The organism is Streptomyces sp. NPDC041796 (assembly GCF_055590785.1).
In genome coordinates, this window is the sequence record NZ_JBVJAH010000002.1 from 79,011 (window position 1) to 105,431 (window position 26,421).

Consider the following 26,421-nt stretch of genomic DNA (forward strand, 5'->3'; position numbering starts at 1 on the left):
GGTGCTCGGCTCCCGGGCGCGCGAGGTCGTCACGTCGTGGCGGCGCCCTCGAACGCGGCGCGCAGGAACGCCGCTGCCTGTTCCACCGCGCGGCTCCCCGCGTCGAGGGTGCCCGCCATGGCGAAGAAGCCGTGCGTCACGCCCGGGTAGCGCGTGTACTCGGCCTCGACGCCGCTGTCGCGCAGGCGTCGGGCGTACTGCTCGCCCTCGTCGCGCAGCGGGTCGTACTCGGCGGTGATGACGAGCGCCCGGGGCAGGCCCGCGTGGCTGGGCGCGCGGAGCGGTGACACGAGGGGGTCGTGGCCCTCCTCCGGCGAGGTCAGGTAGTTGTCCCAGTACCACTGCACGGACTTGTCGTTGAACAGCAGCGGATCGGTGTTCTCGCGGCGTGACGGCGTGTCCGCGAAGTAGTCCGTGTTGGGGTAGACGAGCAGTTGGGCCCGGATGGCGGGGCCGCCCGCGTCCCGCGCCATGAGGGTCGTCGCGGCGGTGAGGTTGCCACCTGCGCTGTCACCGCCGACGGCGATGCGCGTGGGGTCGCCACCGAGGCGTACGGCGTTCTCCGCGGCCCAGCGCAGGCCCGCGAAGCAGTCCTGGACCGCGGCGGGGAACTTGTTCTCCGGCGCCAGGCGGTACCCCACCGCGACGGTGAGGCAGCCGGCGGCGTTGGCCAGGCTGCGGCAGATGGCGTCACTCGTCTCGATGCTGCCCAGGGTCCAGCCGCCACCGAAGAAATAGACCAGCACCGGGAGGGGCCCGCGGTCCACCCCGGGCCGGTAGACGCGGACCGGCAGGGTGCCGGCGGGACCCGGTATCAGCTCGTCGAACACCTCCCGCACGGGCTCGGGGGTGCCCGCGCCCGCCCGGACGGCGGCCAGGTCGGCCGCCCTCGCCTCGGCGAGTGTCATCTCGTACAGCGGCCTGGCCCCTTCGGCGGCACGCCGGTCGTACAGGGCTTGCAGCTGCGGATCGAAAACCACGGTCTCTCCCGTCCGGTCGGCTCACAGTGGGAGACCCCGGCGAGGCGTGGCAGTCAGCGGTATTGCGCGCCTACACCGTTCAGCCGCAGGCGCGTTGAGGCCCGGCGACGTCCACCGGCTGCCCTGCGTGGTCCCTGGCCCGAGCCTACGCGACGACACCCCCGAGGCGGTGGCCGCGCGGAGGGGAGAAGGTCCGCTGAGAGGCACCGGCCGTCGGGTCGGAGCGCGGGGCAGGGGCCGTACGAGGCGCTAGGGAGTGTCCCGGACCTCTTCGCGACGAACACATGCCGACAGGACCCAGGTCGTGTCCGCACCATCTCGCCTGGCCCGCGTCGCCCTGCATGCGTGCTCGCGGCGTTGTCGTCGTCGACATGGCTCTGCCATGTCTCCCTCGCCAGCTCCCTGCGCAAAGCTCCAGCTGGTCGGATGGCGGTGTGCGGGATCGCGCCTACCGCGGCGACGGCACCGAACCTGCCACCTGGTCATGACCGTCCACCTGCCGCCCGGCCCCCCATCCACGGCCTGACGCTGGAGCCGGCCGCCCGGGGCAGACCGGCCGCACGAACGACGGGCGAGCGGCCGCACCCATGGCGCCGAACGAGTGGACTTGCCGGAACGCCGCGCAACCGGGACCCCGCGTCGCGGAGCCGGGATGTTGATGTGGCCGTCCGCTTCCCCGTACCGGAAAAGGCGCCCCCACATGCGACGCATCCTCAACCGCCGGCCGCTCGCCGCAGCCCTGCTCGCGGCGTCCGTCCTCGTCCCCCTGGCGGCGACACCTCCCACCGCGGTGCACGCCGCCGCCACCGACCGCCACGGCGACGACGAGTGCCGGCACCACTGCGGCCTCGGGCCCGAGCTGACCGCCCGCCTGGACAGGACGATCGAGAACGTCCGCAGACAGGCCCGCATCCCGGGGGTCGTCGTAGGGCTGTGGATGCCGGGCAAGGGGCAGTACGTCCGGGCGACGGGCGTCGCCGACACCCGCACCCGTGAACCGATGGCCGTCGACTCCTACGTCCGGATCGGCAGCGAGACCAAGACCTTCACCGTCACCGCGCTCCTCGAACTCGTCGACGACGGACGGGTCCGGCTGGACGACCCCATCTCCCGGTACGTCGCCGGCGTCCCGAACGGACACCGGATCACCCTGCGGCACCTCGCCGGCATGCGCAGCGGCCTGTTCCCGTACACCGCCGACCCCGACTTCGTCCGGGACCTGGAGAGCGACCCCGCCAACGGGTGGATCGGGCACAACGGATCCATCCCCGGGTACGAGACCGTGACCGTGTACCTGCCCTCGCGCAAGGCCACCCTGGTCCTCATGCTCAACACCGACGTCCGCCGGCAGGGTCAGGAGCCGTCCACCCTCCTCGCCCGCGCGATCACCCAGGTCGTCACCCCGGGCAACGTCTACGACAGCAAGGCCATCTCCCCGCGCGGGTGACGAGCCGTCCCTGGTGGCCCCCTGGGCCCACCACCGTCCACGCGACCGCGGCCGGTCACGGCGACCACGATCGAGACCGCGTCCCGACGGCCGTCCGTCGTCGGGATCAGCGGCCATCGGCACCTGTGCCTGAGAGGCGATCAGGGCGGCGTTCGCCGCGGTGATGATCCCCGTCGGTCGCCTCGCTCTACCGGGCCTTCGCCGGAGCCGAGCACGCCGCTACGGACGGCAACCTGCCGATCAGGGACAAGCCCGTACGCATCCGCCGACCGGAGGACCTACTCACCCCACGGGAGATCGAGCTTCGGGAGCGACTCCAGGCCCAGCCGCACCCGAACGCCGCAGGCCGCCGTGGATGACCTCGCGACCGTGCGCGCACAGGAGTACGAGAAGGTCGTCAATGAACGCCTCGGCGCCGTCAACCGGCTCGACGTACTGCGCCGCCCTGGAGGGCGGGGGCGTCGACCCGCACGCCACCGTGGCCATGCACGCGGTCCGGTTCGCCACCACCACCTTGTGGCCGACGGTCCCGAACACACCGCCGCCCGGCTTCCGCCACGGCAGCGAGCGCCTGCTTCAACTGGCCGCCAACTGGCGTGAGACACCACTGAAACTCGGCGAATTCGCTCTATCACGCCCACTCTGCGGCTCGTCAACGACACGACGCCGCCCTCGTAGATCACCGTCCGGGCCGAGATCAGCTGCTTGGCCTCAATGGCTGTACCGCTGGTCCCCGAGGTCGATGTCAACGTCCTTCGACCGCCCCGGCGGAGTTGACCAGGTCATGCGCGACTCAGACCGAGGCTCGGAGGGCCTTCCGCAGGAGCTCGCCGAACTCTGCGGGGTGCGTGGTCAGTCCGATGTGCCCGCCGGGGAAGTGGTGGACCTCCGTGCCGACATAGGGAGATTCCCAGGCTCGCGTTCGATCACGTAGCCGCCCAGCGGAATGGAGGGTGCCCAGCGTGTCTCCTTGTCCCGGTCGTGTTCGTCGTCGGAGACGTCGGGAACGGCGGCCGGCTCAGCCGGCTCCGGCGTGATCGCGGTGCCGCACGTGAACAGAGGAAGACGGCCATCCCCTCGTCGTCGTCCTCAGGACTGCTGCCTCGCACCATTGTTTGGCTGCTCGGAGTCGATGCGCGCGACGACGCTGCGGAAAGCGGGCGTGCCGAGGTGGCGGTGCTGTGTCGGGCCGCGATGTCGCGCATGGCGGCGAGCTACCGAGCACCCCTTGGCCGTCATTGCTTATCGGAGCTCAGGCAGTGGTCCGCAGTCCCTCGGGTAGCAGCCCTCTTCGAGTCGGAAGAGGTACTTACGGAGGTCCGCGCCGAGCCCGTCAGCGATGTAGGCGGCAAAGTCCCTCAGCCCCTCCGCGGCTTCCCGCTCCTCAGACCTGTCGCTGGATGACCATCTGGGCAGAAGTGACTGCACGTACTCGGTGACCCGGCCACGGTCGCGCCACCAGTCCCGAACAGCCTCGGGTGTCCATCGGCTGTCGCCGTCGCAGGCATAGCCGCGGTACGGATCTTCCTGGGCTGCTGTCACAAGGTGCAGGACCTCGGCGGTGGTCGCCGGCTGGCGATACACATATTCACTGAAGTATTCGCCGCCGTAGAGCACATGCCGCGGTGCGTGCAGCCGGCCCGTCCAACAGTTGTCGGTGATGCCGGTGTAGAAGGGGCCGGGAACGTTCAACCAGAGCCGGTCCTCCCAACGCCCGCCGAAGGACGTCTCGGGCTCGCCTTCTGGAAGTGCCGCTATCGGGTCCCAGCACAGCTCTTCGTAAGTCATCCGCGAAGCTTAGGACCCGTTGGGAAAGTCTCTCAGCCTCGGCGCTGCTTCGTCCGATGTCGCGGCGCATGTCGGGCATGCCGAGGTGGGCAGTGGACGGCTGATCTGCACTCTCGCGCATGGCATCCAGCTTCTGGTCAGCGGCGGCCATGGTGGTCTCGATGGCGGCGACCTCGCCGAGCCCGGCCCTGGTCCTTGGCCTCAGGCAGAGGCGATCGACGAGGTTGGCGTGGATCTCCTGGAGTCGTGGCATCTGTTCCGGGGCCACGAGAACTTTAGGACACCTGACACAGGCTTCTCTGAAATTGCCGCTTGGGGCCCCTGGACCACCTCCGGGGCCTCGATAGAGTCGGGGTGATGACTGGGAACCGAGGCCGTGGGCCGAAGATCGGTGAGGAACGCGGCGTCGAGGACGTGACACTTCTGATCTTGGAGTGGCTGGGCGAGCAGGGTGTGAACGCCGTGATCAGGATGGACGCCGAGAGACTGGCTGACAACGCGCCGGCGTGGACGTTTGCCGCCAGCGGCGGCCCGTTGGCCCATGGGATGCGAGCTGACGGAAGGACTGTTCAGCAGTGCATGTCCGTTGCTCTGGCCCGACTGCGCGACTCCGGCCTGCCCGTTCCGTTCTGATCTTCGACCGCCTTTGCTGCACGTCGCCTTGAAGAGCTCAGTTGAGGCGATCTCACTGCTGGAGGGCTGGTCAAGGCAGGAGCGGTGGTGCCGTGGTCCAGGTGACGAGTCGATCGCGGACCGGGCCGGGTGCCCGGTAGCCGACCAGGTTTCGGGATGGGCCGTCAGGTTTTTGTGTCGCCGCAGCTCGCGGAGCTGCTCGGCGGGAAGGTCGCGCCAGCCCTCGGCCGAGAGCGGCGGCCTGTGGGGGTGTGAGGGCCAGTGCGTCGAGCGTGTCGGACGCCAACGCCTCGGGGCTCCGGTCGGGGTCCGTGTCGTCGGGGCCCAGCCGGTCGATCACCCAGGGTGCGGGGGCAGGGCTGCCAGCGCGGCGGCGAGGTCCTCCTTGAGGTCGTCGATGTCCTCGAAGCCCGCGTGGACGCGCAGCAAGGGGCCCCGGTCCGCCCAGGTTCCCGGCAGGCGGTGGGCCGCCGGGTCGGTAGGGACGATGAGGCTTTCGTAACCGCCGTAGCTGTGGCCGAGGCCGAACAGTCGGAGACGATCCAGGAGGGCGTTCACGGCGTCCGGGCCGAAGTGGGGCTCCAGTTCCAGCCCGAACGGGCCCGCGGCGCCGGAGAAGTCGCGGAGCCAGAGGTCATGGCCGGGGTGCTCGGGGAGGGCCGGGTGGAGGACACGGGCGACGCCGGGTTGCTTGGTGGCCCAGCGGGCGAGTTCCATCGCCTGCCACTGATGTTCACGCATCCGGACGCCCAGCGTGCGCAGTCCGCGCAGGCCCAGGTAGACGTCGTCCGCGCCGGCGCACTGTCCCAGGCGGATCGCGGCCTGCCGCACGGGGGTGAAGCTTTCCTCGGTGCACACGACGGCGCCCAGGATGCTGTCGGCGTGGCCGGTCAGGTACTTGGTCGCCGAGTGCACGACGATGTCGGCACCCAGGTCGAGCGGGCGGCAGAAGACGGGCGTGGCCCACGTGTTGTCGATGAGGGTGACCACTCCGCGGGACCGGCACACCGCGGTGATGGCGGGGACGTCCTGCACCTCGAAGGTGGTGGACCCCGGGGACTCCAGATACACCAGCCGGGTGCGAGGCCGGATCAGGTCACCGATGGCTGCGCCGACACCAGGGTCGTAGTACTCGGTCTCCACGCCCAGTCCGGCCAGCGAGTCGCAGAACTTGCGGGTGGGCAGATAGACGGAGTCGCTGACGAGGATGTGGTCGCCGGCCCGCACGTACGCCAGGACGGCCGTGGTGACCGCCGCGAGGCCGGAGCAGGTGGTGACGGAGGCGTGTCCGCCCTCCAGCTCGGCCAGGGCCTCCTCGAAGGCGCGGGTGGTGGGCGTCCCGAAGCGGCCGTACACGGGCATGGCCCGCTTGAGGGGGTCGGCCTGTGAGGCGTCCATCTCGGCGACGTCCTCGTACAGCACCGTGGACGCCCGGTGGACGGGCGGGTTGACGTATCCCTGCTGACGCATCGGGTCGGCACCGGCGTGGACGTACCGAGTCGCTGTCGCGCGCTGCTGCCCGGTCATGGGACTGCCTCCAGTTCGGGATCCGCACCGCGCTCGTCGCGGGACGGGGTGCGGCGGCCGCCGCCGAGCGCCGCGGCGGCGAGCGCGGCCACCACGCACTGGCCGGCCACGACGAGCCAGAACGTCTCCGGACTGCCCGCACCCTCGTAGCGGGCGAACAGGAAGCCGCCGACGACGCCGGCGAGAAGCCCGCCGATGCCCGCGGTCAGCCGCTGGACGCCGAAGGCGAAGGCCGGGTTGCCCGGCACCCGCTCGACGAGTTCCAGATCGCACCGCAGGAAGAGGAACACCTCGCCGAGCGTGAACAGGGCCGTGCCCAGGAGCAGCACCGGAGTCTCCCGCAGGTACATCATGCCCATGCCCGCCGCCATCAGCGTGAACGAGACGACGAGCAGGGGCCGGAAGCCGGTCCGCGCTATCCGGTCGGCCAGCGGGGGCTGGAGCAGCACCACCAAGGCGCAGTTGGTGAGCATGATCCAGCCCAGCACGTGGATGCCGGAGGTGGCGGCCGCGTACAGGCCGACGAAGCTCTGGAAGAAGAAGTAGAGGTAGAAGGCCAGGGCCGTGAAGAGCACCGGACGCAGCGCGCCTCGCAGCGCCTGACGCCGTTCGCCCCGCCCGTCCCGCTTCCCGCCGACACCGGCGTCGGCGACACCGGAGACGGCGCCACCCGCATCGTCGACACCGGAGACGGCGCCACTGCCCGCACCCGCGGCGGAACCGGCAGCCGCCCGCCGGCCGGACACGGGCTTCATGCAGAGCTGGTGGGCCGCGGTGATCAGGGCGAACAGTACGGCGGCGCTGAGCAGCAGGACGACCGGGTCCGCCCCCATCAGCAGGGCGGCGAGCAGCGGCCCCACCCCCATCCCCGCGTTGAGGGCGGCGCTGCTCACCGCCAGGAACAGGGGCCGCAGCTCGTCGGAGACACTGGTGACGATGTACGCCTTGTTCGCCGGGAGGTACAGCGCGGGCCCGGCGGCGACGAGGACCACCGCCGGGTACGCGACCCAGGGCACGCGGACCGCGACCCCGAGGAGGACGAGGCCCGCGGTGCGCAGGGCGAGGGAGACGACCATCGTCTCCTTCAGCCCCAGCCGGTCCACCACGACGCCGCCCAGGATGCTGCCGCCGAACTGGATGAACGTCGCCACGGCGACCAGCACACCGGCGAGGCGGATGTCCATACCGACGCCCTCGACCATGAGCACACCCATGAACGGGGTGATCATGTAACTGCCGAGGGCGACGACGAAGGAGAGGACGATCAGGGCCTTGAGGCTCGGCGAAAGCCCGCGGAAGGTCCCCCACTTGGCGGAGAGGGACGCCTTCACGGGCGCGGGCCCCCGTCGCCGGTGTTCCCCGCTCCCCCGTCGGCCGGTCCGGTGACGACCGGCAGCGGGGACGGCAGGCCCCACTCGCTCCAGGAGCCGTCGTACACGGCGGTCTCCTCGTACCCGGCCAGTTCGGCACCGAGCGCCAGGACGCAGGCCGTGACGCCCGACCCACAACTGAAGACGAGTCGGCGCCGGTCGCCCGCGACGCCGGAGAAGAGATCGCGCAGTTCGCCGGCCGGGCGCATGACGCCGTGGTCCTGGAGCTCGCCGAAGGGCAGGTTGAGCGCGCCGGGCATGTGGCCGCCGCGCAGACCGGGACGGGGCTCGGGGGCGTCGCCCGTGAACCGTTCCCGGGCGCGGGCGTCGAGGACGGCCCACTCCGGGTCGGTCAGGGCCGCCGACACCCGGGCGCTGTCGACCAGCAGGCCCGGGCGGGGCCGGGCGGTGAAGTCGCCGCGGGGTCCGGTGTACGCGGCGGGCTCCGGCCGTACGCCGAGTCCGGCAGCGCTCCACGCCGGGAGCCCGCCGTCGAGCACAGCGGCGCGGTCGAAGCCCATCGCCCGCAGCATCCACCAGGCGCGTGCGCTCGAATAGATGCCCGCGCCGTCGTAGACGACGACCGTGCTGCTGTCGTCGATGCCGAGGGCTCGTAGTTCCTCGGTGAACGCATCGGCGTCCGGCATGGTGTGCGGCAGCGGGCCCGTATGGTCGGACAGGGCCCCGTCGATGTCGAAGGGCCGCGCTCCGGGGATGCGCCGCGGGGAGCCACGGTGCGCGCCCACGGAGGCGTCGAGGACGACGAGTCCGGGGGCGCCGAGCCGCTGGGCGAGCCAGTCGGCCCGCACCAGGGGGCCCGGCAGTTCAAGTTCGGTGGGCTGCTCCGGACGGGCCGGAGAATTCGGTGTGTTCACTGTGTGTGCTCCTCGCGGTCGGCCGGGCGCCAGCGGACCTGTCCGGCATACCAGGCGGCAACCGTGTGCATGTTGGCGGCCACGTCTTCCTCCGTGTCACCGTCGATGACGTAACCGGCCAGGTAGAGACCGGACTTCACGCCTCCGTGGTATTCCTGTCCGACCGCCCCGGTGAAGGAGACCTCGCGGACGCAGTCCGGCTCTCCGCCCGTGGGCAGGTGCTCCAGTACCCCCTTGGACGGTGGGATGTTCAGGCATCCGACGGGACGGTACACCGGGTTCGCCAGGGTCGAGGGCAGTCCGCACTCGGCGTACAGCCACTCCTTGTCCAGGTCGGTGCCGAAGGCGTGCCTGACCATGGCGCTGATCATGCCTCCGCCGGTACGGCTGGCGATCTCGCAGAAGACGATCCGATCGTCCGGGGTGATCCACAGTTCGGCGTGGAAGGCGGTGTGCGCGGGCGTGGGCAGCTCGGCCAGTACCGCTCCGGTGGCCTTGACCAACCGGTCGTACGCGGGGTCCCGCGGCGACAACGGCAGGCAGCCGACCCAGTCGTCGTCCCGGAACGACAGGCAGTCGTGCACGTACCGGAAGGGGTGGACGAACACCACCTCCCCGCCGACGACCAGGCCGTCGACGTGGTACATCTGGCCCTCGACGAACGTCTCGATCTGGCTGGTCCCCCGCCATGGCCGGGCGAGGTACGCGTCCAGGGCGGCCTCGTCGCGGATGACGCACGCGCCGAGGGAGCCGGACTCGGAGACCGGCTTGACGACGACCGGGTAGCCGTGTTCCTCGACGAACTCCACCATCGTGTAGGCCGAGTCGACGAGCCGGTACACGGGGATCTCGACGGGACCGCCGGAGAGGTGGTCCTTCATGACCACCTTGTCACGGAACGCCAGGGCACTGGCGGTGTGCTGCCCGGGCAGGCCCAGGAGCTCACGCAACTGGCCTGCCCGCACCACGTCGGCCTCGGCGCGGGCGAATACGGCCTCGACGGCGTGCTCGCGGGCCAGTCGCAGCGCCGTCTTCTCGACGAGCTGATTGGTGTCGTAGTCGTCGAAGGCGTACACCTGCGGCAGATGCGCGTAGCCGGGCGCGAATTCCGTGGTCGTCAGGATGACCGGCTCGATGCCGGACCCGGCGAGCCACTGGTCGTACGGGGTCTTGGTGTACGGGGTCTTGGCGAAGATGAGGACGTGGCGCATGGTGGGGTTCTTTCAGGATTGCGAGGTGACGAGGAGGGGCAGCCGGCGACGCTGGGGTACCCGGGAGACCAGGCCCATCTCTTCGGAGAGTTCGGTGGCGAAGCACCCGTCCTTGTAGACGCCCGAAAGCCGCTTGGCGGTGAACGCCTCGATCGCCTCGTGGTCGAACTCCAGGTCGTAGCCGACCTTCTCGCCCTCGTCGGTCACGGTGCGGACGAGTATGCCCAGGTGGGGCTCGAAGGTGTTGACGCAGCCGACGATGTCGCCGATCTTCTCGCGACGGCCGTCCTCGGTCTGCGAGAGGACGGTCTCCTGGGCCGGGATGGCGGCGAACAACTGGCGGCCGGCCCGGCACCAGCCGACGTGACCCGGGAAGCCCATGGCTTTGATGCCGAAGGTTCCGAAGTCCTCACTGACGCCGAGCTGGAAGTGAAGCTCGACGTTCTCGTGGAGCCACTTGAAGTCGCGGTAGGCCTGCTCGACCTCCTCGCGGCTGAGGCGGAGTTCGGGATGGCGGCCGCCGTGGTCGGTGAAGTTGTTGAACCGTACGGTGTCGACGCCGAGCTTGTTGAAGTAGTGGGCGTAGCGTTCCAGGGCCTCGCGGCCGTTGTTGTGGCGGCCGATGGTGACGCCGATGTTGACCCGGAACGCGGGCGCGTCGTCGTCGGCCTCGTGCCCGCTGTGCTGCTTGTCGTTGTAGGCGGCGATCCGGCGGACAACCTCCTCGGTCTCCGCACCGCTGAACACCCCCTTGATGGGGTAGTCGCGGTGGTCCGTGACGGCGAGGTCCTCGCCGATGACACCGTGGTACGTGATGGAGATGGTGCCGTAGCCGTTCTCGACGGCGAGATCGAGGAGTTCCTCGTAGTTGTCGGCGAGCAGGGGGCGACCGCTGGTCCAGGCGTCGCCCTTCTCCATGGTCTCGGTGGGCTTGTGATCGATTTCCTGGCGGAACTCGCGGTTGTTGGCCGGCCCGTAGATGCGCATGAACGCACCGTCGTAGGCGAAGCTGTCGACGTAACGCGGATAGACGTGATAGCCGTGCGACTGAAGGCCCGCAAGGATGAGCGGCCCTTCCTCCATTGCGAACGACTTGTCGTACACCTTCTCGTAGTTGACGAACCAACAGTGCGTGCATTTCTGTCCGCACGTGTTCTTCCCGACCTTGGTGTCGAGATCGAGGTAGATGTGGATGTCCTCGGGCTTGATGTCCCGGAAGGGGGTGCTGAACGGCTCATCGCCGTGGAAGTCATACGAAATGGGCGCATTCTTGACAGACATGTGTCCCCCGCATCATTGATCAAAGCGAACTGGTCGGCTGAAATCCGCATCTCGACGTGAGCGCGAGAACGGGCTCACGCGGGCGCGGTCGTACCTGTGGTCGGTACGCGTGATCTGTTACGTGTCGTCTGTTGCGTAGGTGTGTTACGTGGGTGTGTTACGTGTGGGCGGTACGTGTGGGGCGGTACGTGTGGGGCGGAGCCACAGGGGGGCCGGGGCCCGGCCCTCAGCAGGCCGGCGCGGTGGTGACGATCCGCAGGGCGGTCAGCTCGGCCACTGCTGCGACGCATTCAGCGGGGCCGGCTGCGGTGAGGACCGCCATCCCCAGCCGGTCCTGCGAGGACAGCAATGGCCGCACCTCGTCGCCGACCCGTGCGGACACATCCCATTCCGCGATGACCCCGTGCGTCAGACGGGGCCGCGGTGCGACATCCGTGACCCGCCCGGGCGCGGCGGTGAAGAAGACGGTCGCTGCTGCCGGCGCCGCCGCCGGCTCCCGGCGCATTCCTGCACCGACGGGCCAGCCCAGCGCGGCACGGCGCCAGTCGATCCCGGTGGTGAGGCGTACCAGGTCCGCGATGCCGTCGCCGCCGAGGCGGTTGTGTGTCTCGATGACGGTGACCTTGTCGCCGTCGACCTTGACCTCGGTGTGACTCGGGCCGTCCGTGAGGGCGAGCGCGTCGAGCAGTTCCCCGACGGCCCGTTCCACCAGCCTCTGCCGGCGGTCGTCCAGGGACGGGGGCGGCATCATGTGGCTGACCTCGACGAAGCCGCCGGTCGTTCCCTTCTCGGCGATTCCGACGAAGGTGTGGTGGCCGTCCGACGACAATGTCTCGACGCTGAACTCGTGCCCTTCGGCGTACTGTTCGACCAGCGTGGCGGCGGTGGCGAGTTCCTCCGGAAGGCCGTGGGCGGTTTCCAGGAGCCGCACGGCGGTGCTGCCGAAGCCGTCGACGGGCTTGGCCACCACCCGCTCGTGCCGGGCGAACAACGCCGCCACCGCCTCCCGGTCGTCCCCCGCCGCGAAGGCGGGGTTCAGGTGGGGAGCCTTCCGCTCCAGGACGCGACGCATGGCCAACTTGTCACGGGTCGCCCTGACCACGTCCGGGGCGACGCCCCTGGCACAGAGGCGCTGCGCCGCCGCGGCCGCCGGTTCCAGACCGGGCTCGGTCAGCGACACGACGGCCGTGGGCCGCAGAGGGGCGAGCACCTCGTCGACGAAGGACGGAAAGGTCTCACGGTTCCGGAAGTCGGCCGTGAAGACCTGGCGGGCTGCGACGATGCCCGGGTCGAGGGCCGGTGCTCCGGGAAGCTGTACGTGCACCAGGTCGCCGGGCAGTGTCTCGGCCGCGCGTGCGACCGTCGGGTTCGCCCCGATGATCACAAGAGTCACGACTGCGTCCTCGCAGACATCCCGTTCCGCCCTCCCCTAGGCCGATTGGTGCGCATGCCCAAGACGAGGAACAAGGCACCGGTCCTCGCACGGACCGGACCCCTCCCAACTGCCCCCGCTTGTGCGACGTGCGACAGAAGATCACCGGCACCCGCCCTCTGTCAACGATTCTTCTCGCAGCGGTCCGAACGTGGCGGCTCAGCGTCGGCATGAGCCTCGTGGCAACGGCACCGACCACCACCGACGTGGCCCAACGCCGCCGTAAGTATCGTTGCTGTCAGCGTCGTTGTCGTCAGCGCCTTTGTTGTCAGTGCCGCCGGCCGCTGCCTGGACCGCCGCCCGGATTCGTGACCGCCACCAAGGCCTGGGGATAACGCCTTGCGCGCCACCGGCGAGCAGTGGAAGAGTGGCTCGCGCTCTGCGACTTGCAGACGGAACACGGTGAGGAACGACAGCCAATGATCTCGGCGTCCTCGAGCGGCCGCCGTCGGCACTGAGCGGCCCGCTTCGCAGCGGTCAACCGCCTCACCCTGCCACGCACGACCCCGCACGGCGGCCCCACGATGCGGTGCCTGACGCACCGCCACTCTTTCCTGCCCCCGGGACTCAACGAGTTCCGTCATGGGGCCGATCCGAGCCTTCGTGAGGTCGAAACCACCATGGACATCCAGGTCCAAAGCTTTGCCGTCGCCAACCTCCGCCGCCGACCCGTCGTCGTTGAGACCGGAGGTTTCGTTGCGGGCTTCCACCCCGGCACCGACAGCCCGTACCTCAACTACGCGACTCCGCTGCCCGGAACCGAGCCGACCGAGCGAGACGTCACCGCGCTGATCGGCGTCTTCCAGGAGCGCGGCCTGCTGCCGCGGCTGGAGTTCGTGCCGGAAGCCGCACCCAGCGTGGCACCGGCTCTGCGGGCGTCCGGCTTCGCCATCGAGGCGGTGCACGAATACCTCGTCTGCACCCCGGACAAGGTGACGGTCCCTCGGTCCACCAACACCCCGCGCGTGGAAATCCCGGTCACCGACGCCGAGTACGCCGCGCTGGACGCCGCGCTCGCCGAGGCGTTCGGCGGCGCCTTCGCCCCGTCTGCGCAGGGCGCGGACCGACTGCGCCGCCCCCAGCAAGGCGGCGGAGCGGTGCGCTTCGTCCGCGCTGCGGAGGGCGGCTGCGCCGGCGGAGCCTCCTGCTCACCGCCCGCCGAGGACACCGCGGAACTCTCCGGCGTCGGCACCCGCCCGGCCCACCGCGGCCGCGGCATCGCCACCGCCGTAACCGCCCAGGTGACCGCAGCGATGTTCGCGAAAGGGGCGGGATCAGTCTGGCTGGAGTACTCCGGCGAGGGCTCGCGCCGCGTCTACGAGAGCATCGGCTACAAGCCGCGGGGCACCCGTCTCTACCTCTCGCGGCCCATGGAACAACGCCCCTGACGGCACAACCCCGGCTCGGGGTGGCGGCCGCGTGCCACCACCCCAAGCCGCCGGTACCTCTGGCGCGCTCCCGGCGAACCCGTGACGGAGCGTGCGCTTCATCGGCCGCACGCGGTCGGGACGGGTGCGGGTCTTCCCTGCCACCCTTACATGAGAGGACGAGCAGCGGGCGAACGTGGCCTGATGCGGCACTGGCCGCCACCGGATCGGTGGATGACGTGGTGAGTGGGATTGGTCGAAGCAGGCTGATCGGCACCGACGAGGCAGGCAGCCTGTCACTCGCCCTGACTCGGCAGCATGTCTGCCATCGACTACGGGAGGGTGTGTGACAGTCCGGACAGTTCATTGGATCAGGTCGGTGTGTGGATGCTCGGGCGAGGTCGGGCAAACGTAGAGTTGCATGTTGTCCGTGCTGCCCACTTCGACCGCGGTGGGCTGAGCCGGGTTCTGGCCGGCATGACGACTGACGGCGTAGGCGGCTGCTTGATCTTCGTACGGCGCCCAGCAGCGTCGCGAACCGCCGTCCCATTCGAAGGAGGCGATGGTCAGCAGCGGGACCATCTGGGTGTCACAGACAGTGCAGTACCGGCGGTACGGGTCAGTGCGGCCCCACGGGGGCCAGCCACCGACCTTCCAGCCGGGAGCGTCAGCCAGGTGGCTGTCATAGAACTCCTCCGGATAGGCCGCGTACGAGCTGTCCACGCCAACGCCGACTTCCTGCCATCTGCTCCACTCCCCCACCGCCGACCGCATCTCCGGGCTCAAGTCAAGGCTGTTGGGGTACTCGGTGATTGCCTCTGGTGCCAGCAGACACGGCTCCGGCACGTAGCCCGGGTAGTCCGCCTCGTACGGTTCCGGTGGTGTGGCGAGGACGTCGACGACTGCGGCGGCGGACCGCCAGAACAGTGCGGTCGCGGGCTTGTAATCCGGATCGTGGTCGTAGGGACACCAAAGAACCTGGAGCAGATCGGCCTGACCAGGCGGCCGTATCAGAGGTATGTCGCGCAGATACAGCTGAGCCACGGGCAACATCGGGACCGGGCACTCCGCGGGCCGGGGAGGGCCGACCGCGAGGCGCTCTGCGAGCCTCGCGGCATTCTGCTCCTTGATCGCCTCCTCCTCGGACGTGAACGCGGGACCATGAGGATCACGGTTCAGTCGGGCCCGCCTGCGTCTCTCCAGCCGCACTTCTGCCGGCGACTGGCGGAACCCACTGTCACGGTGCACGTGCGAGTCTTCGCAGTGCGGCCACGGTTCCTCAGCCGGCCACAGCAGCGGCCCCCCGACCGAGCTGTCCCCTCTCGAAGGTGACCCGGGACGAGGATGCAACCGGACCGCAGGACGCGCCAGCGGAGCCAGCTCCGGAAAGACCGTGGTCACTTCGACGGGCCGCGGCGGGGTAGTGCGTACGAAAACCATGCCGGTGATCCTGCCATCGGCCACCGACAGTCCCCTGCCGCCTCAACCGGCGTCAGCGTTCAACTGCTTGCAACGTCCAGCCCACCCGGCCACGTCGACAACAAGCCCGCCGATGTGGCAACTACCGTGCTTGAGCTCACCGTTTGATCCCAGCTCACCCGGTCCCCGTGCGCGGCTTCTCCCCTCCTGTCCAGAAGCGACGGGGGGGGGCAGGGCGGCCCAGGTGGAACCAGCGCTGCCCGTATATGGCTGGGCGTCAGCCGATCACTGCTCCACGGCGGACAGCGCCGGCAGGATCTCCCGGGCGGCCCGGACGAACAGGCCGCAGGCGACCGCCGACAGCGGAGCGCCGGGGTCCCGCACAGCCGTCTCGCCCGCCAGGACGGCGGTGACGTACGACTTCCGGCGCGGCGATACAGGCAGCGCGCGTGGTGGCATGAGGTCCAGGAGCAGCCCTTGCAGCGCCAGTACGCCGTGGGCGCAAGCCGCCGCCGACGACGACCTGCGGTGCCCGCCGCCCCCACCGGCGCCGGATGCCGCACATCCACGTCGCCAGGTGCCGACGCCGAGCAGCGACCACCGGTCCGGTAGTGAGCCGCGACGGGCAGGGCGAACGCGGCTGACAGGGCGAACGCGGCTGACAGGACCTTTCGGTCAGGAACGGGGATGCTTCCGGCACCGGTCCGGCCGGGCCGATCACCTCATGCGACCAGAACGCGTGAAACGCGTCCGCCTGAGCCCACGACCGGCCCACCGCTGTGTGATCACTGATCCGCTCCGCTCCTCCACCGGGGCCCGGGCCCACGCAGTGGCGTCACTCCGGTACGGCTCCCGGCAGCGCCTCACGCGCCGTGGGCGCCGCCCACGGCGCGCTGCGTACCGGCCGGTGGGAGCGCCCGCCCAGGACCGCCGCCGTCTCACCGGCCGTGCCGGGCCCGGTGGGGAGCCCCGGCCGCCATACCCGGGGCGGGGTGCCGGCCCGGGCTGTCCGGCGGGGCTGGTGGGTGTGTACAGCGCACGGCTGCCCCATCCGGGCCGGCGGTGTCCGCCCTCCGGCGGGGCGGGGAGAGGGCCGCGCTGCGTCAGTCCGATGGACGGGGCAGCCAGTCGTCGAAGCGGTCCGCGCCGTACCCGAGCCGCTGCGCGAGGGCCCGGTAGCGGTCGCGACGGGCGTCGGGAACGGGCACCTCGTACGTGGAGAGGATCTGGATCAGGAAGCGGAAGCCCAAGTCCGGGTCCACGGTGGTGACCACCTCCTCCAGCACCGGCGCCACGTCCCGCACCTCGGCCGCATCGACGCCCACGGCCTCGTGCACCACCCGCAGCACTGTTTCCGTCAGATCTGTCCGGGCCGGTGACAAGGAGGGCGAGTAGACGGGGTCGACCTTGGCCAGGTACTCCCGGCACTCCTGGACAACCTGCTCCAGCCAGGCCCGGCCGTCGGCGTCGAACTCGTCCGCGCCGGTGACGTACGACCGCGCCGCCGCGGTTCGCCACAGGGTGGTGACGGCCTCGCCCGAAAGGGGGGAGGCGAGCAGTCGCTGCGTGTCGTCGAGCAGGACCGCCGCCTGGGTGCCGGGGGTTTCCCCGGCGTCGGCGCGGACGACGCGCTGCGTGTTCTCCCGCACGGTGCCCTCGTACTGCCAGTCCGTCCCGGTGAGCACCGCCGCGAGGAACGGCAGACCGAACCGGCCGGTCCCCACGTCGCGCCGGCCCGGATCGAGCGGAGGCCACCGCACGTGCAGCTCCTCGTGGACGGCGACCCCGGGGAAGGCCAGCAGCTCGCCGATCGCCACCAGCCGGTCGTACTGGTCCTTGGCAACGGGTACGGAGTACGCCTTCAACGCCCGCAGGAACAGCCGGAATCCGAGGTCGGCGTCCGCCTCGCACACCATCCGCGACAGCGCCGGGACGATTCCCGGCACGGCGACGCAGCGTTCGAGCCCGGCCGCGGCCGCCTCGATCTCCACCGAGACGGTGGCACGCAGCTCCTCCTCCGGCACCGACGGCCGCACCTTGTCCAGGGCCGCCACCTCGTACGGGCTCCGTTCCGGTGTGCGCGGCGGGCACACGTCCGCGAGGCGGCGCAGCCAGGCCCGCGGGCCCATGCCCTCCTCGGCCGGGTCGAAACAACGTCGTACGGCCGCGAGCCACACCGCGCCGAGCACCTCGTCCGGCACGGGTGAGTCCAGCAGCAGCCGTACGTCCCGGCCGAGCTGGTCGTCCTCGTCCTCGGCCTGCGCCCCGGCGAGAGCGAGTACCACCGGCCCGTCGAGCCGCAGGCCCGCACGGGCGCACAGCGTGCCGGCGAGGCCGCTGAACCCGAAGTCCTCCGAATGGTCGTAGTAGTGGACCTCGCGCGGGTGCGCCATGATCAACCTCCTGTGCGGAACGGGCACCCCTGGCGTGAGGGGTGCCCGTTCCCATGGTCGCCGTGTTACGGCTTCTTCGGCAGCGGGAAGGACGTGTAGACGACGTACTTGCCCGTGTGCTGGCCTTGACCCTTCACCTTCGGCGCGTACCTCAGCACGACCCTGACGCCGTTGCTCGCGGCCTCGCCGGCGCGGTCGCCGTTCCTGAACCACACCTGCCCGAGCGACCCCTTGCCCTTGAGCTCCCAGTCGAACGACAGGTTGTGGTCCTTCGCGACGTACGGCTTCTTCTTGCCGATCCGCTGGGCCTCCTTCGTCATCCAGTCCGCCAGCTTCTGGGCGTTGTCACCGTGCTTGACCCACTCCTCGATCGCCTGCTTGACGGCGCTGGCGGCCGTGGCCTCGTTGGTCCAGCGTCCGGCGACGCCGGCGGTCTGGGCCTTGTCCCACATCTCGGCAGCGGTCTTGTTGACGTGCTGCGACAGTGTGTGCGCCTCGAGGATGCCCTCGTCCCCGACGACGTCGGTGCAGTTGTGCACCAGCACGTCACGCGTCCGTTCGCCCTCGGGGCGGACGTAGAACGTGTGCAGTCCGTCGATCGTGAGGTCGAAGACCGTACGCGGCGCCAGGCCGGAACGGTCACGCAGGGCGGTCACGGTCTGCTCCGTGCCCTCCGGGGTGCGCAGCCGGTCACCCACGCGCAGCTCGGCGACCGTGGTCCAGCCGCGGCCGAGGACGAGGAAGCGGTGTCCGGCGGTGCTCGTGAGCCGGCCGCCGGCCATGTGGACGTCCACCAGCCGCTCGGTGTCGTGGCGGAAGGTGTCCGTCACGTCCTGGGCGCGCAGGGCACCGGTCGACGGGTCGGTGGCCAGCACCTGGTCGCCGACGCGGACGTCGCGGATCGGGCGGTGCGAGCCGTCCGCCATGAGGACCCCTGTGCTGCCAGGGAAGCTGTTCCGCTGGCAGGCGGTGAACACGTCCTCGTAGACATCGACCGTGTGCTCTATCCGGGCGATCGTCGCCGGGTCCAGGCCGTCAAGGGATCGCAGCGTCTTGAACGCCTCACGGACACCGACGCCCGTGTGGAGCGAGGCGTTGACCGCGTGGAGCGCGTCCCCGATCGCCTTGAACGCCTTGCCGGGGATGAACCAGGTCGCGGCCCACGCGCACCCGGCCCAGCTTCCCGACTCGCCACCCGGGGCGATCTTCTTCGCGCACTCGATGAAGTCACCGAAAATGATCTTCGTCGGGTCGATGCCCGAGTTGAACTCGGCCATCGTGAGGGTGCGTGTGACCTCCTGCTTCTGGTCCTTCAGCACTGCGGGACCGAGGTAGACCGTGGACGCCGAGGGGCAGCCGGACTGCGTGGCCGGCAAGTCCTCGGCCGTACAGAGGTAGAGGTCGATGTAGGCCGTGAAGTGCAGGACGGCCGTGATCACACAGTCGCCGGTGTGGATGATCGGGTCGCAGTTCTTCTTCTGCTTGATCTCCGGTTCACCGGTCGGCTCCATGCGGTCGACGACGTAGAAGACGTTGCCCTCGCCGGTCGTGGCGCCGCTGGTGATGCGGTCGTTCTTGCTCTTCGCCTCGGCCCTGTCGGCCGCCTCCTGGGCCTCCTTGGCGTACTTGGCCGCGTCCTTCGCTGCCTGTTCCGCCTCGGTTGCGGCGGCGTCCGCGCGGTTGGCGGCGGCGCGTGCGTCCTTGGCGGCCTGCTCGGCCCGGGCCGCGGCCTCGCGGGCGCCCTGTGCGTCGAGGGCGGCCTGGTCGGCGGAAGCGCGGGCGTCCTTGGCGTACCCCTCGGCGCGCCCGGCAGCCTTGTCGGCGGCTGCCGCGTCCTCGGCGGCCTTCCTGTCGTACTCGACCGTACGGGCGAGGGATGCGGTGGCCGCCGAAGCGGCGGTCGCGGCGTCGGCCGCGTACCCGAGGGCCTCCTTTGCGTAGCCGCGGGCGTCGGCCGCGTGGGCGGCGGCGTTCGCGGCGTGCGCGTAGGCCTGCTTGGCGTCTCCGGTGGCCGCGTCCGCGAGGGCCTTGGCGGCGGCCGCCTCGTCCTTCGCGTTCTTGGCGTGGGCGGCGGCGACGGCCTTCTGCTGCTCGGCGATCGTCTTCGACGCCTGACCCGTCAGGACCACCAGCCCCGCCGTGGCATCGGTGGTGACGTAGGGCGAGCCGAGTTGGATCGCGTCGTTCGCGGGCTTGGCGACCTGTGCGGCCGCGGTGCCGGCGTCCACCGACGCCTGGGCGGTGACGTGGGCGAAGCCGGCGGCCTTCGCCGCCGCGGCCCGGGCGTTGGCGGCCTCCTTGAACGCCGCGTCGGCCTGGGTCCTGGCGGTCTTCGCCAGGCGCTCGGCCTCGTCGGCCAGCGCGACGGCCGCCTTGGCCTCGGCGGCGGCGTGGTCGCTCGCCGCGATGGCGTCCGCCGCGGCGCTGGTCGCGGTCCGCACCGCGGCGTCGGCCTTCAGCTTCGCCGCCTGGGCGTCGTCCGCGTTCGCACGTGACCGCTTGGCCGCCGCCTCGGCGCGAGTGGCCGCCGCGTCCGCGTCAGCGGCCGCCTGGGTGGCCAGGTCGGCCTCCCCGCGTGCCGCGCGTGCCGCCGCTTCCGCGTCGTCGGCGTGCGCCGCGGCGGCATCGGCCGCCGCCCGGGACTCCTGGGCGTTGCTGTCGGACTCGTGGGCCTGGGCGTACGCCTCCTTCGCCGCGGCCTTGGCGGCGGCGGCGTCGGACCTCTGCTCGGCCTCCCACGCGTCGTCGCGCTTGGCCTTGGCGTGGTCACGGGCTTTGACGGCGGCGTTCTTCTTCTCGACCGCGGTGGCCTCGGAGGACTGGGCCGCCTTCTTGGCGTCTTCGGCCTTGCCGGCCTGCGCCTCGGCGTTCCGCTTGTGCTGGGCGGCCTCGGCCTGCTTGGCGGCCGCGGTCTCCTTCTCCGCCTTCGCCGTGGCCTCCTCGGCCTCGGCGGCGAGCCGCTTGGCGTGCGCCTCCGCGGCGGCGGCCTTGGCACTGCTCTCGGCCTTCAGGGCATCGGCGAGCCGCGCCTCGGCGGTCTCCTTGTCCTTCTTCGCGGTGTCGCGGTGGGTCTTGGCCGCGTCGGCGGCGGCCTTCGCCTGCAACTCGGCCGTATGTGCGGCCTCCTTGCGGAACTCGGCCTTCGACTGGGCGGCTTGGGCGAGCGCGCGCTGGGTGATGGTCTGGCTGTTCCCGGCGGCGGCCCGGGTGGCGGCCTCGGCGGTCTCGCCCGCCTTCACCATCGCGTCGAGCGCGGCGGCGGCACCCTTGGTGACCTGCGCCTTCTGCAGCCCCACCAGCAGACCGCGGCCACGCGGCGCGCCGTTCTTGTCGGCGGTGGCGTAGGCGGCCTGAACGGCAGCGTCGGAGGTGGCGGCCGCGGCCTTGGCGGCTGCCGCCTGCTGCTTGAGGAGCGCGAGCTGCTTCTTCGCTCCCGCCTGGGCGTCCGCGATGCCCTTCGTCGCCTGGTCGAAGTGGGCCTTGGGCTGGACCTCGCCCTTGTGACCGGACGGCTTGATGGTGACCTTCTGCGGGCCGGTCGCGTTGCAGGTGGCGAGCAGCGCGTCCTTGCCGGGGTCGTACGTCGGGAAGTTCAGGCACTTGCCCGAGCCGACGTGCTTCAGCTCCGTGGTGGCACGGGGGGTGTAGGCCCAGGTCTGCGCCGGGGAGCTGTTGCACAGCGCGATCTGGATCTTTGTGCCGTCCGCCTTGCCGTTCCCCGCCACCTCAAGGCATTTGAAGGACTTGCTGTTGCGCAGGTGCAGACCGTGGTCGTCGCCTTCCATCGTCCATGTCTGCGCGGCTCCGCCGTTGCAGGTGTAGACCTGGACCGGGGTCCCGTCGGCCGTTCCGCCGCCCTGGACGTCCAGGCACTTGCCCGGCGCCGCCTGGAGCCCGATCGTGGCCGGGGCGTCGCCGATCCAGCCGACCCCGCCTGCCGACCAGTGGTCCTGCCAGCGGGTGAGGTGGTCGGCGACCCACGACTGGCCCAGCATCTGGCCCAGGGACTCGGCTCCGGCGGCGAGTGCCTTGGTGGCGTCCTTGCCGGCGTTCACGACTTGGTTGCGCTGGGTGGCCTGAGAGGCGATCTCCTGCTGCCACTCGGTGGCCGCCGTCGCGGAAATCTCCCCGAGGACACTGTTCGGGTCGAGCGCGTCACGCCAGGCACAGGTCGAGTAGCGGGTCTTCATCTCCTCGACCGCGATGCGGAACTCCGCGGTGCCGGGCGCGGGGGCGGTACGGGGGAAACCGCCGGCGGAGAGGAACAGCCGGGCGTTGTCCGCGCCGGTGGGCTCGAACGTGCTGTCCCTCAGCCACTTGAAGCCCTCGTTCTCGGCGACGTCGCGGGTCCAGTCGGTGCTCGTCGTCGAGTCGGGGTCCTTGCCGTAGAGCGGGTTGCCCAGGTCGGTGACGGCCTTGCGGGTCTTCTCATCGGCCTGGGGGGTGGGGTCCTCGTAAAAGGCGCTCTCGCTCTTCCAGAACCGGTCCGCGATCCACTGGGTCAGACCGGTCTGGGTGTGGAAGTCCTTCCCCTCCCTGGTGCCCGGCGGCCAGTGGAAGGTGGCGTCGTTGATACCGGCCGGAGTCGACAACCCGGCGAGGGGCTTCTTCCAGCTCTCCCGGAGGGCGAAGATGCCCTCCAGTTCCTTGTCGGCGGCGGCGCGGTCCTTCGCGTACGCCTGCGAGAGGGGCGTGGTTTGCCAGTGCTTGCGGTCCGCCAGCGCGTGGAGCTTGTCCGCCGGCTGGTTGAGCCCGTCCTGGGCGGTGGCGGCCATGGCCGGACCGCCCAGACGCAGCACGTCGGCCATCAGGCACTGGTCCTGCCGCAGTTGCTCGGCCGCGGTGTCCTCATACCAGTCGTAGGAGTTGCCGGCCGGTTCGGCCCGGTCGAGGAGGCCGGGCTCGACAGCCGGGCCGCCGACGACCGCCATGGCGACGGCGGCGGTGACGGCGGGTGTGAGGAAGCGGGATCTTCTGATGCCGGGTCTGAACGACCCTGGTCTGGGACGCAAGGGGGTCCCTTTCTCCGTTCGGGGAAGAGGCGGGCCGAAGGGCCGTGGAAAAGATGGAGGAACGGGTGTGGACCAGGGCGGCCGTCAGGCCTGCGCGGGCACGGCGCGGACAAGCCCGGCGTACGCGGGCGGCGCATGTGAAGGCATGACGGACGGACCCCTCCCCCTACCGGCGACGGTGTTCCCCCGGCCGCCGAAATGACGTGCGCTCAGCACCGATTGGTCAGGATCGGCCGAACGCGGCGCCCACCTTAGGCACAGGGCACGGAGCGGCGGAACACGGAGTGACGCAGCTCACAGGACGATGCGCGCCCTCCACCCCGGCGCCCCTCACGCGCCCCGCCACCGCGACCTCAGGGGGCTTCTTGCTCCAGCCCCTGACGACGTCGATGTACCTCTGCGCCACGTGGCTCGTGCATGGAATGCGGCGCATCGAGCGGGTGAAGGTGGCAAGCTGGCCGGTGCACTCCATCAGGCTGCGAGCCTGGGCGACCTGGTGTCGGTCACCGGGCCCGCATGGGGCGTGGTTGAGGCAGGCGTTGTTCAGTCGAAGAGGGCAACGACTCCCTTCACCCAGATCGCGAGGAACGCGAGGGCCCCCATCAGGCAGCCACCGCCCGCCAGCACACCGCCGAACGTCCACGGCCCGGAGGGCGCCTCCTCGTACTTGTCCTCCAGGCCGTCCAGGTAGGAGGCGGGGTCCTCCCAGTCGACACGGTGCCCCAGCTCCTCGGCGCAGGCGGTCCGCACGTCGACCAGCTGCTTCTCCGCGAAGGAGGTAGCAGCCATCGCCTCGGGGCCGCGCCAGGCGAGTGCCTTCATCCGCCACGCGGGAGACCCGTACCGCGCCTCGAAGGCGGCGGTCTCGTCGGCGTTGCGGTCCTCTTCCAGGTACATCCACCGCCCGGCCTCGGCGGCATCGCCATAGAGCCGGTACACCTCGGCCAGACGCCGACGGAGCGTCAGGTCGCAGGGGAAGGACGAGACCAGACCACGCAAACGCTGGCGGGCAACAGGAACCCGGCCGGCGGCCAGGTCTGCGTCGACTCGGGCAAGGGTCTCTGTCAGGGGCATGAGCACATGATCGGCCATCGCACTGATCCCCGTCGACCTAGTTGCCTGCCCAGCACCTGCCCCTCCCAAGGGATCCATCACGCGAGGCCTCAGCGCTCCCACCCGCCGACCCGACGCCCGCCGCACGACGCCCGCCGCACATCTGGTCAACCTCACCGACCAAGCCCGCACCATCATCGCGCTGCGACGCTCAACCGCCTCGCCGACAACCTCCAGCAGCTCACCGCCGCCCCGCCCCAGACGGCCGGGGCCAGGCAGCCCAGGCCGCCGAAACCGGGGCCACCCGAGCTACCACCGACCCCGTCCGTACGCGAAAGGTACGGGATATGTGCGTGATATGTACACCTGGTGGGGTAGGCTGGCGGCGGAGGTGCCCCATGTCCGAGTTGTTCGATGCGGTGGACGCTCTGGTCGCGTCCCGGTCCCCGCTGCCGCCGCCCGAGGAACGCAGACGGCTGCGCCAGGCGCACGCGCTCACCCTGGACGAGGTGGCCGCCGCCCTGGGCGTGCGGCGGGCGACCATCGGCGGCTGGGAGTCGGGCAAGAGCGAGCCGCGGCCGCCGGAGCGGGAGGCGTACGCCCGCCTGCTGAAGCAGCTCGCGCAGCTCTACCCCGCCCCGGAGAGCGCCGGCGCGCCACAGGGAAAGCCCCCAGCGCCGAAGACACCCGGCGAGCCGGCAGACCAGACGCACGCGGTACCCGCCGTGCCGCCCATGGACGAGGCACCCGAGGCTGCCCAGGCTGATTCCCCCGCCGCCGCTGCCGCACCGGCCACCGCACCGCAAGATGCCGCCCGGCCGTCGCAGACCCCGCGTCGCCCGGGCGCGAAGAAGGCCGCCACGGCGGGCACCTCCGCGCCGGGGAGTGCGTACCCGCACGGTCCGCTGCTCGTCCTCGACGCCGACGCGGAGCGCAACGTCACCGGTCACGGCGTCGGCGGCCTGATCCTGGACGTGCCTGCCAAGTCCCTGCCCGCCCTTGTCGAGTGGACGCTGGCCGAGGCGCAGCTCGGGGCGGAGAGGCTGCACGGGTCGGGCAAGGACGCCGACCCGCTGTTGGTGCTCACCGAGGCCGCGTGTGAACGGTACGGCCTGCCCGCCGCGTTGTCGGAGTCCGAACGGCTCGCCGGGCGGCTCCCGGAAGGGCACAAGGTCATCAAGCAGCTTCAGCGCGCCGACTGGCAGCTCACCAAGCGGGGGCTGGGACCGTGGGCGCGGATCTACCGCCCTGCCCAAGGCGGCCGTCGGCAGTGCGTGCAGTTGTGCATCCCCTCCTGGCGTGCACTGGACGACCGCGCCTGGGGCCATGCAGCCCGCCTGGAGCCGGCGGAGCTGGCCCGGGTGCTGGGTGTGTACGCGCAGCGGGTGATGACGCCGGTGGGTTCCACCGCGGTGACGGGGCTGCATCTGATGACCGCGCTCAACCCGCCGACCCGCGTCGGCGAGCCGGACGCCGACGGCCGTCGGCACCGCGAGCACCGGCCTGGGTCCTTGGGAACCGAGCCGATGGACCCGGCGCCGTGCGAGGCGACCGACGGACACCCCGTCCTGGCCCACCTGCCCCGCTTCCACCTGCGCGGCCCGGAGGAGAGGTTGTTCGAGGAGGCCTACGACTGGGCGCGGGACATGACGGACACCGAATGCATGCAGCGCTATCTGGTCGGCCTCGATGTGAACCTCGCCTTCGGCGCGGCCGCCAACGGCGCCGTCGTCGGCCTTGCCACGCCACCGGTCCACGTCACCAACCCGGTCTTTGACGCGGCGCTGCCCGGCTCATGGCTGGTCGACCTCTCCCACGTCGACCTCGGCCGGGTGAAGGTCGGCAAGCAGTGGCGCGACCTCGACGCCGCGCTGCTGCCCAGCCCCTTCACGCCGACCGGTGAGCGCCCGGCGGGTCCGGCCTGGTACGCCACCCCGACCGTCGCCTATGCCGTGGAGCTCGGCTACGACGTCGCCCCGCTCGAGGCCTGGGTACGTCAGGACAGTGGCCGGTTCCTGGACGGCTGGTACAAGCGGCTGCGTGACGCCTACGTCGCCACCATGGCGGACTTGGGTGTGCCGGAGAAGCTGTCCCCGGCCGAGTTCCTGACGGCGATGGACGACTACCGCAGCCGTGATCCGGAGCTGGCCCTGGTCCTGGGCGCGATCAAGATGACCGTCAAGGGCGGGATCGGCAAGCTGCAGGAGAAGGCGCGCGGCGGCGGCTGGAAACCGGGACAGGCCTGGCCGGCCCTCGCCCGGCCGACGTGGCGGCCGGACATCCGGGCAGCCGTCATCTCCCGGGCCCGGATCAACATGCACCGCAAGATGGTCGCCCTGGCCGCGGCTACCGGCCGCTACCCGGTCGCCGTCCTGTCGGACTGCGCCGTGTACGCCGCCGACGGACCCAGCCCCCTGGACGTCCTGCCCTACGACGCCGACGGCAAGACCGTGCCCGGCAGCTTCCGGCTCGGCGTCTCCCCCGGAATGGTCAAGCACGAGGGCACCCAGAGCGTGCTGTGGGGTGCGGACGTGCTCGAGCAGCTCGGCGCCGACGGCCATGTCGCCAACCTCGCCCGCTACATCAAGACCGGCGAGGTCACCGCCAAGGACACCGGAGAATAAGGAGCGTCA

At 70.9% G+C, this 26,421-nt stretch carries 17 protein-coding genes; 4 read left to right on the forward strand and 13 right to left on the reverse strand.

Annotated elements, in window-relative coordinates:
• Positions 1-29: 29 nt before the first annotated feature.
• Positions 30-980 carry an alpha/beta hydrolase gene (locus ACZ6C1_RS03745; RefSeq protein ID WP_469237319.1) on the reverse strand — a complete coding sequence of 317 codons (951 nt, stop codon included), beginning with the start codon at positions 978-980 and terminating at the stop codon, positions 30-32.
• 700 nt (positions 981-1,680) lie between these two features.
• On the opposite strand from ACZ6C1_RS03745, the gene ACZ6C1_RS03750 reads away from it, so the two are divergent.
• Entirely contained in the window at positions 1,681-2,427 is a 747-nt protein-coding gene (locus ACZ6C1_RS03750; protein WP_469237321.1) for a serine hydrolase domain-containing protein, read from the forward strand.
• 1,242 nt (positions 2,428-3,669) lie between these two features.
• Here ACZ6C1_RS03750 and ACZ6C1_RS03755 read toward each other — a convergent pair.
• A complete protein-coding gene (locus tag ACZ6C1_RS03755) occupies positions 3,670-4,215 on the reverse strand; it encodes a hypothetical protein (protein WP_469237323.1) in 546 nt (181 codons plus the stop codon).
• Between the two features lie 357 nt (positions 4,216-4,572).
• On the opposite strand from ACZ6C1_RS03755, the gene ACZ6C1_RS03760 reads away from it, so the two are divergent.
• Positions 4,573-4,848: a hypothetical protein gene (locus ACZ6C1_RS03760; RefSeq protein WP_469237325.1), complete on the forward strand. Its 276-nt coding sequence runs from the start codon at positions 4,573-4,575 to the stop codon at positions 4,846-4,848.
• Between the two features lie 336 nt (positions 4,849-5,184).
• Here the strand turns inward: ACZ6C1_RS03760 and metC are convergent, their stop codons facing one another.
• The 6 genes from metC to ACZ6C1_RS03790 all read right to left on the reverse strand — a co-directional run bounded on the left by metC (position 5,185) and on the right by ACZ6C1_RS03790 (position 12,505).
• The gene (metC, locus tag ACZ6C1_RS03765) at positions 5,185-6,375 is read right to left on the reverse strand and encodes a cystathionine beta-lyase (RefSeq protein WP_469237327.1); all 1,191 of its coding nucleotides are present in this window, start codon (positions 6,373-6,375) and stop codon (positions 5,185-5,187) included.
• Positions 6,372-7,706, reverse strand: coding sequence for an MFS transporter (locus ACZ6C1_RS03770; RefSeq protein WP_469237329.1), 1,335 nt, complete (start codon positions 7,704-7,706; stop codon positions 6,372-6,374). Before ACZ6C1_RS03770 ends, metC begins: the two co-directional genes overlap by 4 nt.
• On the reverse strand, positions 7,703-8,620 hold the full coding sequence (locus tag ACZ6C1_RS03775; RefSeq protein WP_469237331.1) for a sulfurtransferase: 918 nt from the start codon (positions 8,618-8,620) through the stop codon (positions 7,703-7,705). The genes ACZ6C1_RS03770 and ACZ6C1_RS03775 overlap by 4 nt, the downstream gene beginning before the upstream one ends.
• Positions 8,617-9,831, reverse strand: a complete 1,215-nt coding sequence (locus ACZ6C1_RS03780) for an ATP-grasp domain-containing protein (RefSeq protein ID WP_469237332.1) — start codon at positions 9,829-9,831, stop codon at positions 8,617-8,619. The genes ACZ6C1_RS03775 and ACZ6C1_RS03780 overlap by 4 nt, the downstream gene beginning before the upstream one ends.
• Positions 9,832-9,843: 12 nt before the next feature.
• Positions 9,844-11,112, reverse strand: a complete 1,269-nt coding sequence (locus tag ACZ6C1_RS03785; protein ID WP_469237334.1) for a radical SAM protein — start codon at positions 11,110-11,112, stop codon at positions 9,844-9,846.
• A 226-nt stretch (positions 11,113-11,338) separates the two neighbouring features.
• On the reverse strand, positions 11,339-12,505 hold the full coding sequence (locus tag ACZ6C1_RS03790) for an ATP-grasp domain-containing protein (RefSeq protein ID WP_469237336.1): 1,167 nt from the start codon (positions 12,503-12,505) through the stop codon (positions 11,339-11,341).
• Between the two features lie 659 nt (positions 12,506-13,164).
• Between ACZ6C1_RS03790 and ACZ6C1_RS03795 the strand changes: the two genes are divergently transcribed.
• A complete protein-coding gene (locus tag ACZ6C1_RS03795; protein WP_469237337.1) occupies positions 13,165-13,932 on the forward strand; it encodes a GNAT family N-acetyltransferase in 768 nt (255 codons plus the stop codon).
• 342 nt (positions 13,933-14,274) lie between these two features.
• On the opposite strand, the gene ACZ6C1_RS03800 is transcribed toward ACZ6C1_RS03795, so the two are convergent.
• The 5 genes from ACZ6C1_RS03800 to ACZ6C1_RS03820 all read right to left on the reverse strand — a co-directional run bounded on the left by ACZ6C1_RS03800 (position 14,275) and on the right by ACZ6C1_RS03820 (position 23,809).
• Entirely contained in the window at positions 14,275-15,351 is a 1,077-nt protein-coding gene (locus ACZ6C1_RS03800; protein WP_469238153.1) for a hypothetical protein, read from the reverse strand.
• Between the two features lie 264 nt (positions 15,352-15,615).
• Positions 15,616-15,789 carry a hypothetical protein gene (locus ACZ6C1_RS03805; RefSeq protein WP_469237339.1) on the reverse strand — a complete coding sequence of 58 codons (174 nt, stop codon included), beginning with the start codon at positions 15,787-15,789 and terminating at the stop codon, positions 15,616-15,618.
• 644 nt (positions 15,790-16,433) lie between these two features.
• On the reverse strand, positions 16,434-17,723 hold the full coding sequence (locus ACZ6C1_RS03810; RefSeq protein WP_469237341.1) for a hypothetical protein: 1,290 nt from the start codon (positions 17,721-17,723) through the stop codon (positions 16,434-16,436).
• 65 nt (positions 17,724-17,788) lie between these two features.
• Complete coding sequence (locus tag ACZ6C1_RS03815) at positions 17,789-22,654, reverse strand: ricin-type beta-trefoil lectin domain protein (protein ID WP_469238155.1); 4,866 nt, start codon at positions 22,652-22,654, stop codon at positions 17,789-17,791.
• A 624-nt stretch (positions 22,655-23,278) separates the two neighbouring features.
• The gene (locus tag ACZ6C1_RS03820) at positions 23,279-23,809 is read right to left on the reverse strand and encodes a DUF6584 family protein (RefSeq protein ID WP_469237343.1); all 531 of its coding nucleotides are present in this window, start codon (positions 23,807-23,809) and stop codon (positions 23,279-23,281) included.
• 377 nt (positions 23,810-24,186) lie between these two features.
• Between ACZ6C1_RS03820 and tap the strand changes: the two genes are divergently transcribed.
• The gene (tap, locus tag ACZ6C1_RS03825) at positions 24,187-26,412 is read left to right on the forward strand and encodes a telomere-associated protein Tap (protein WP_469237345.1); all 2,226 of its coding nucleotides are present in this window, start codon (positions 24,187-24,189) and stop codon (positions 26,410-26,412) included.
• Positions 26,413-26,421 lie beyond the last annotated feature (9 nt).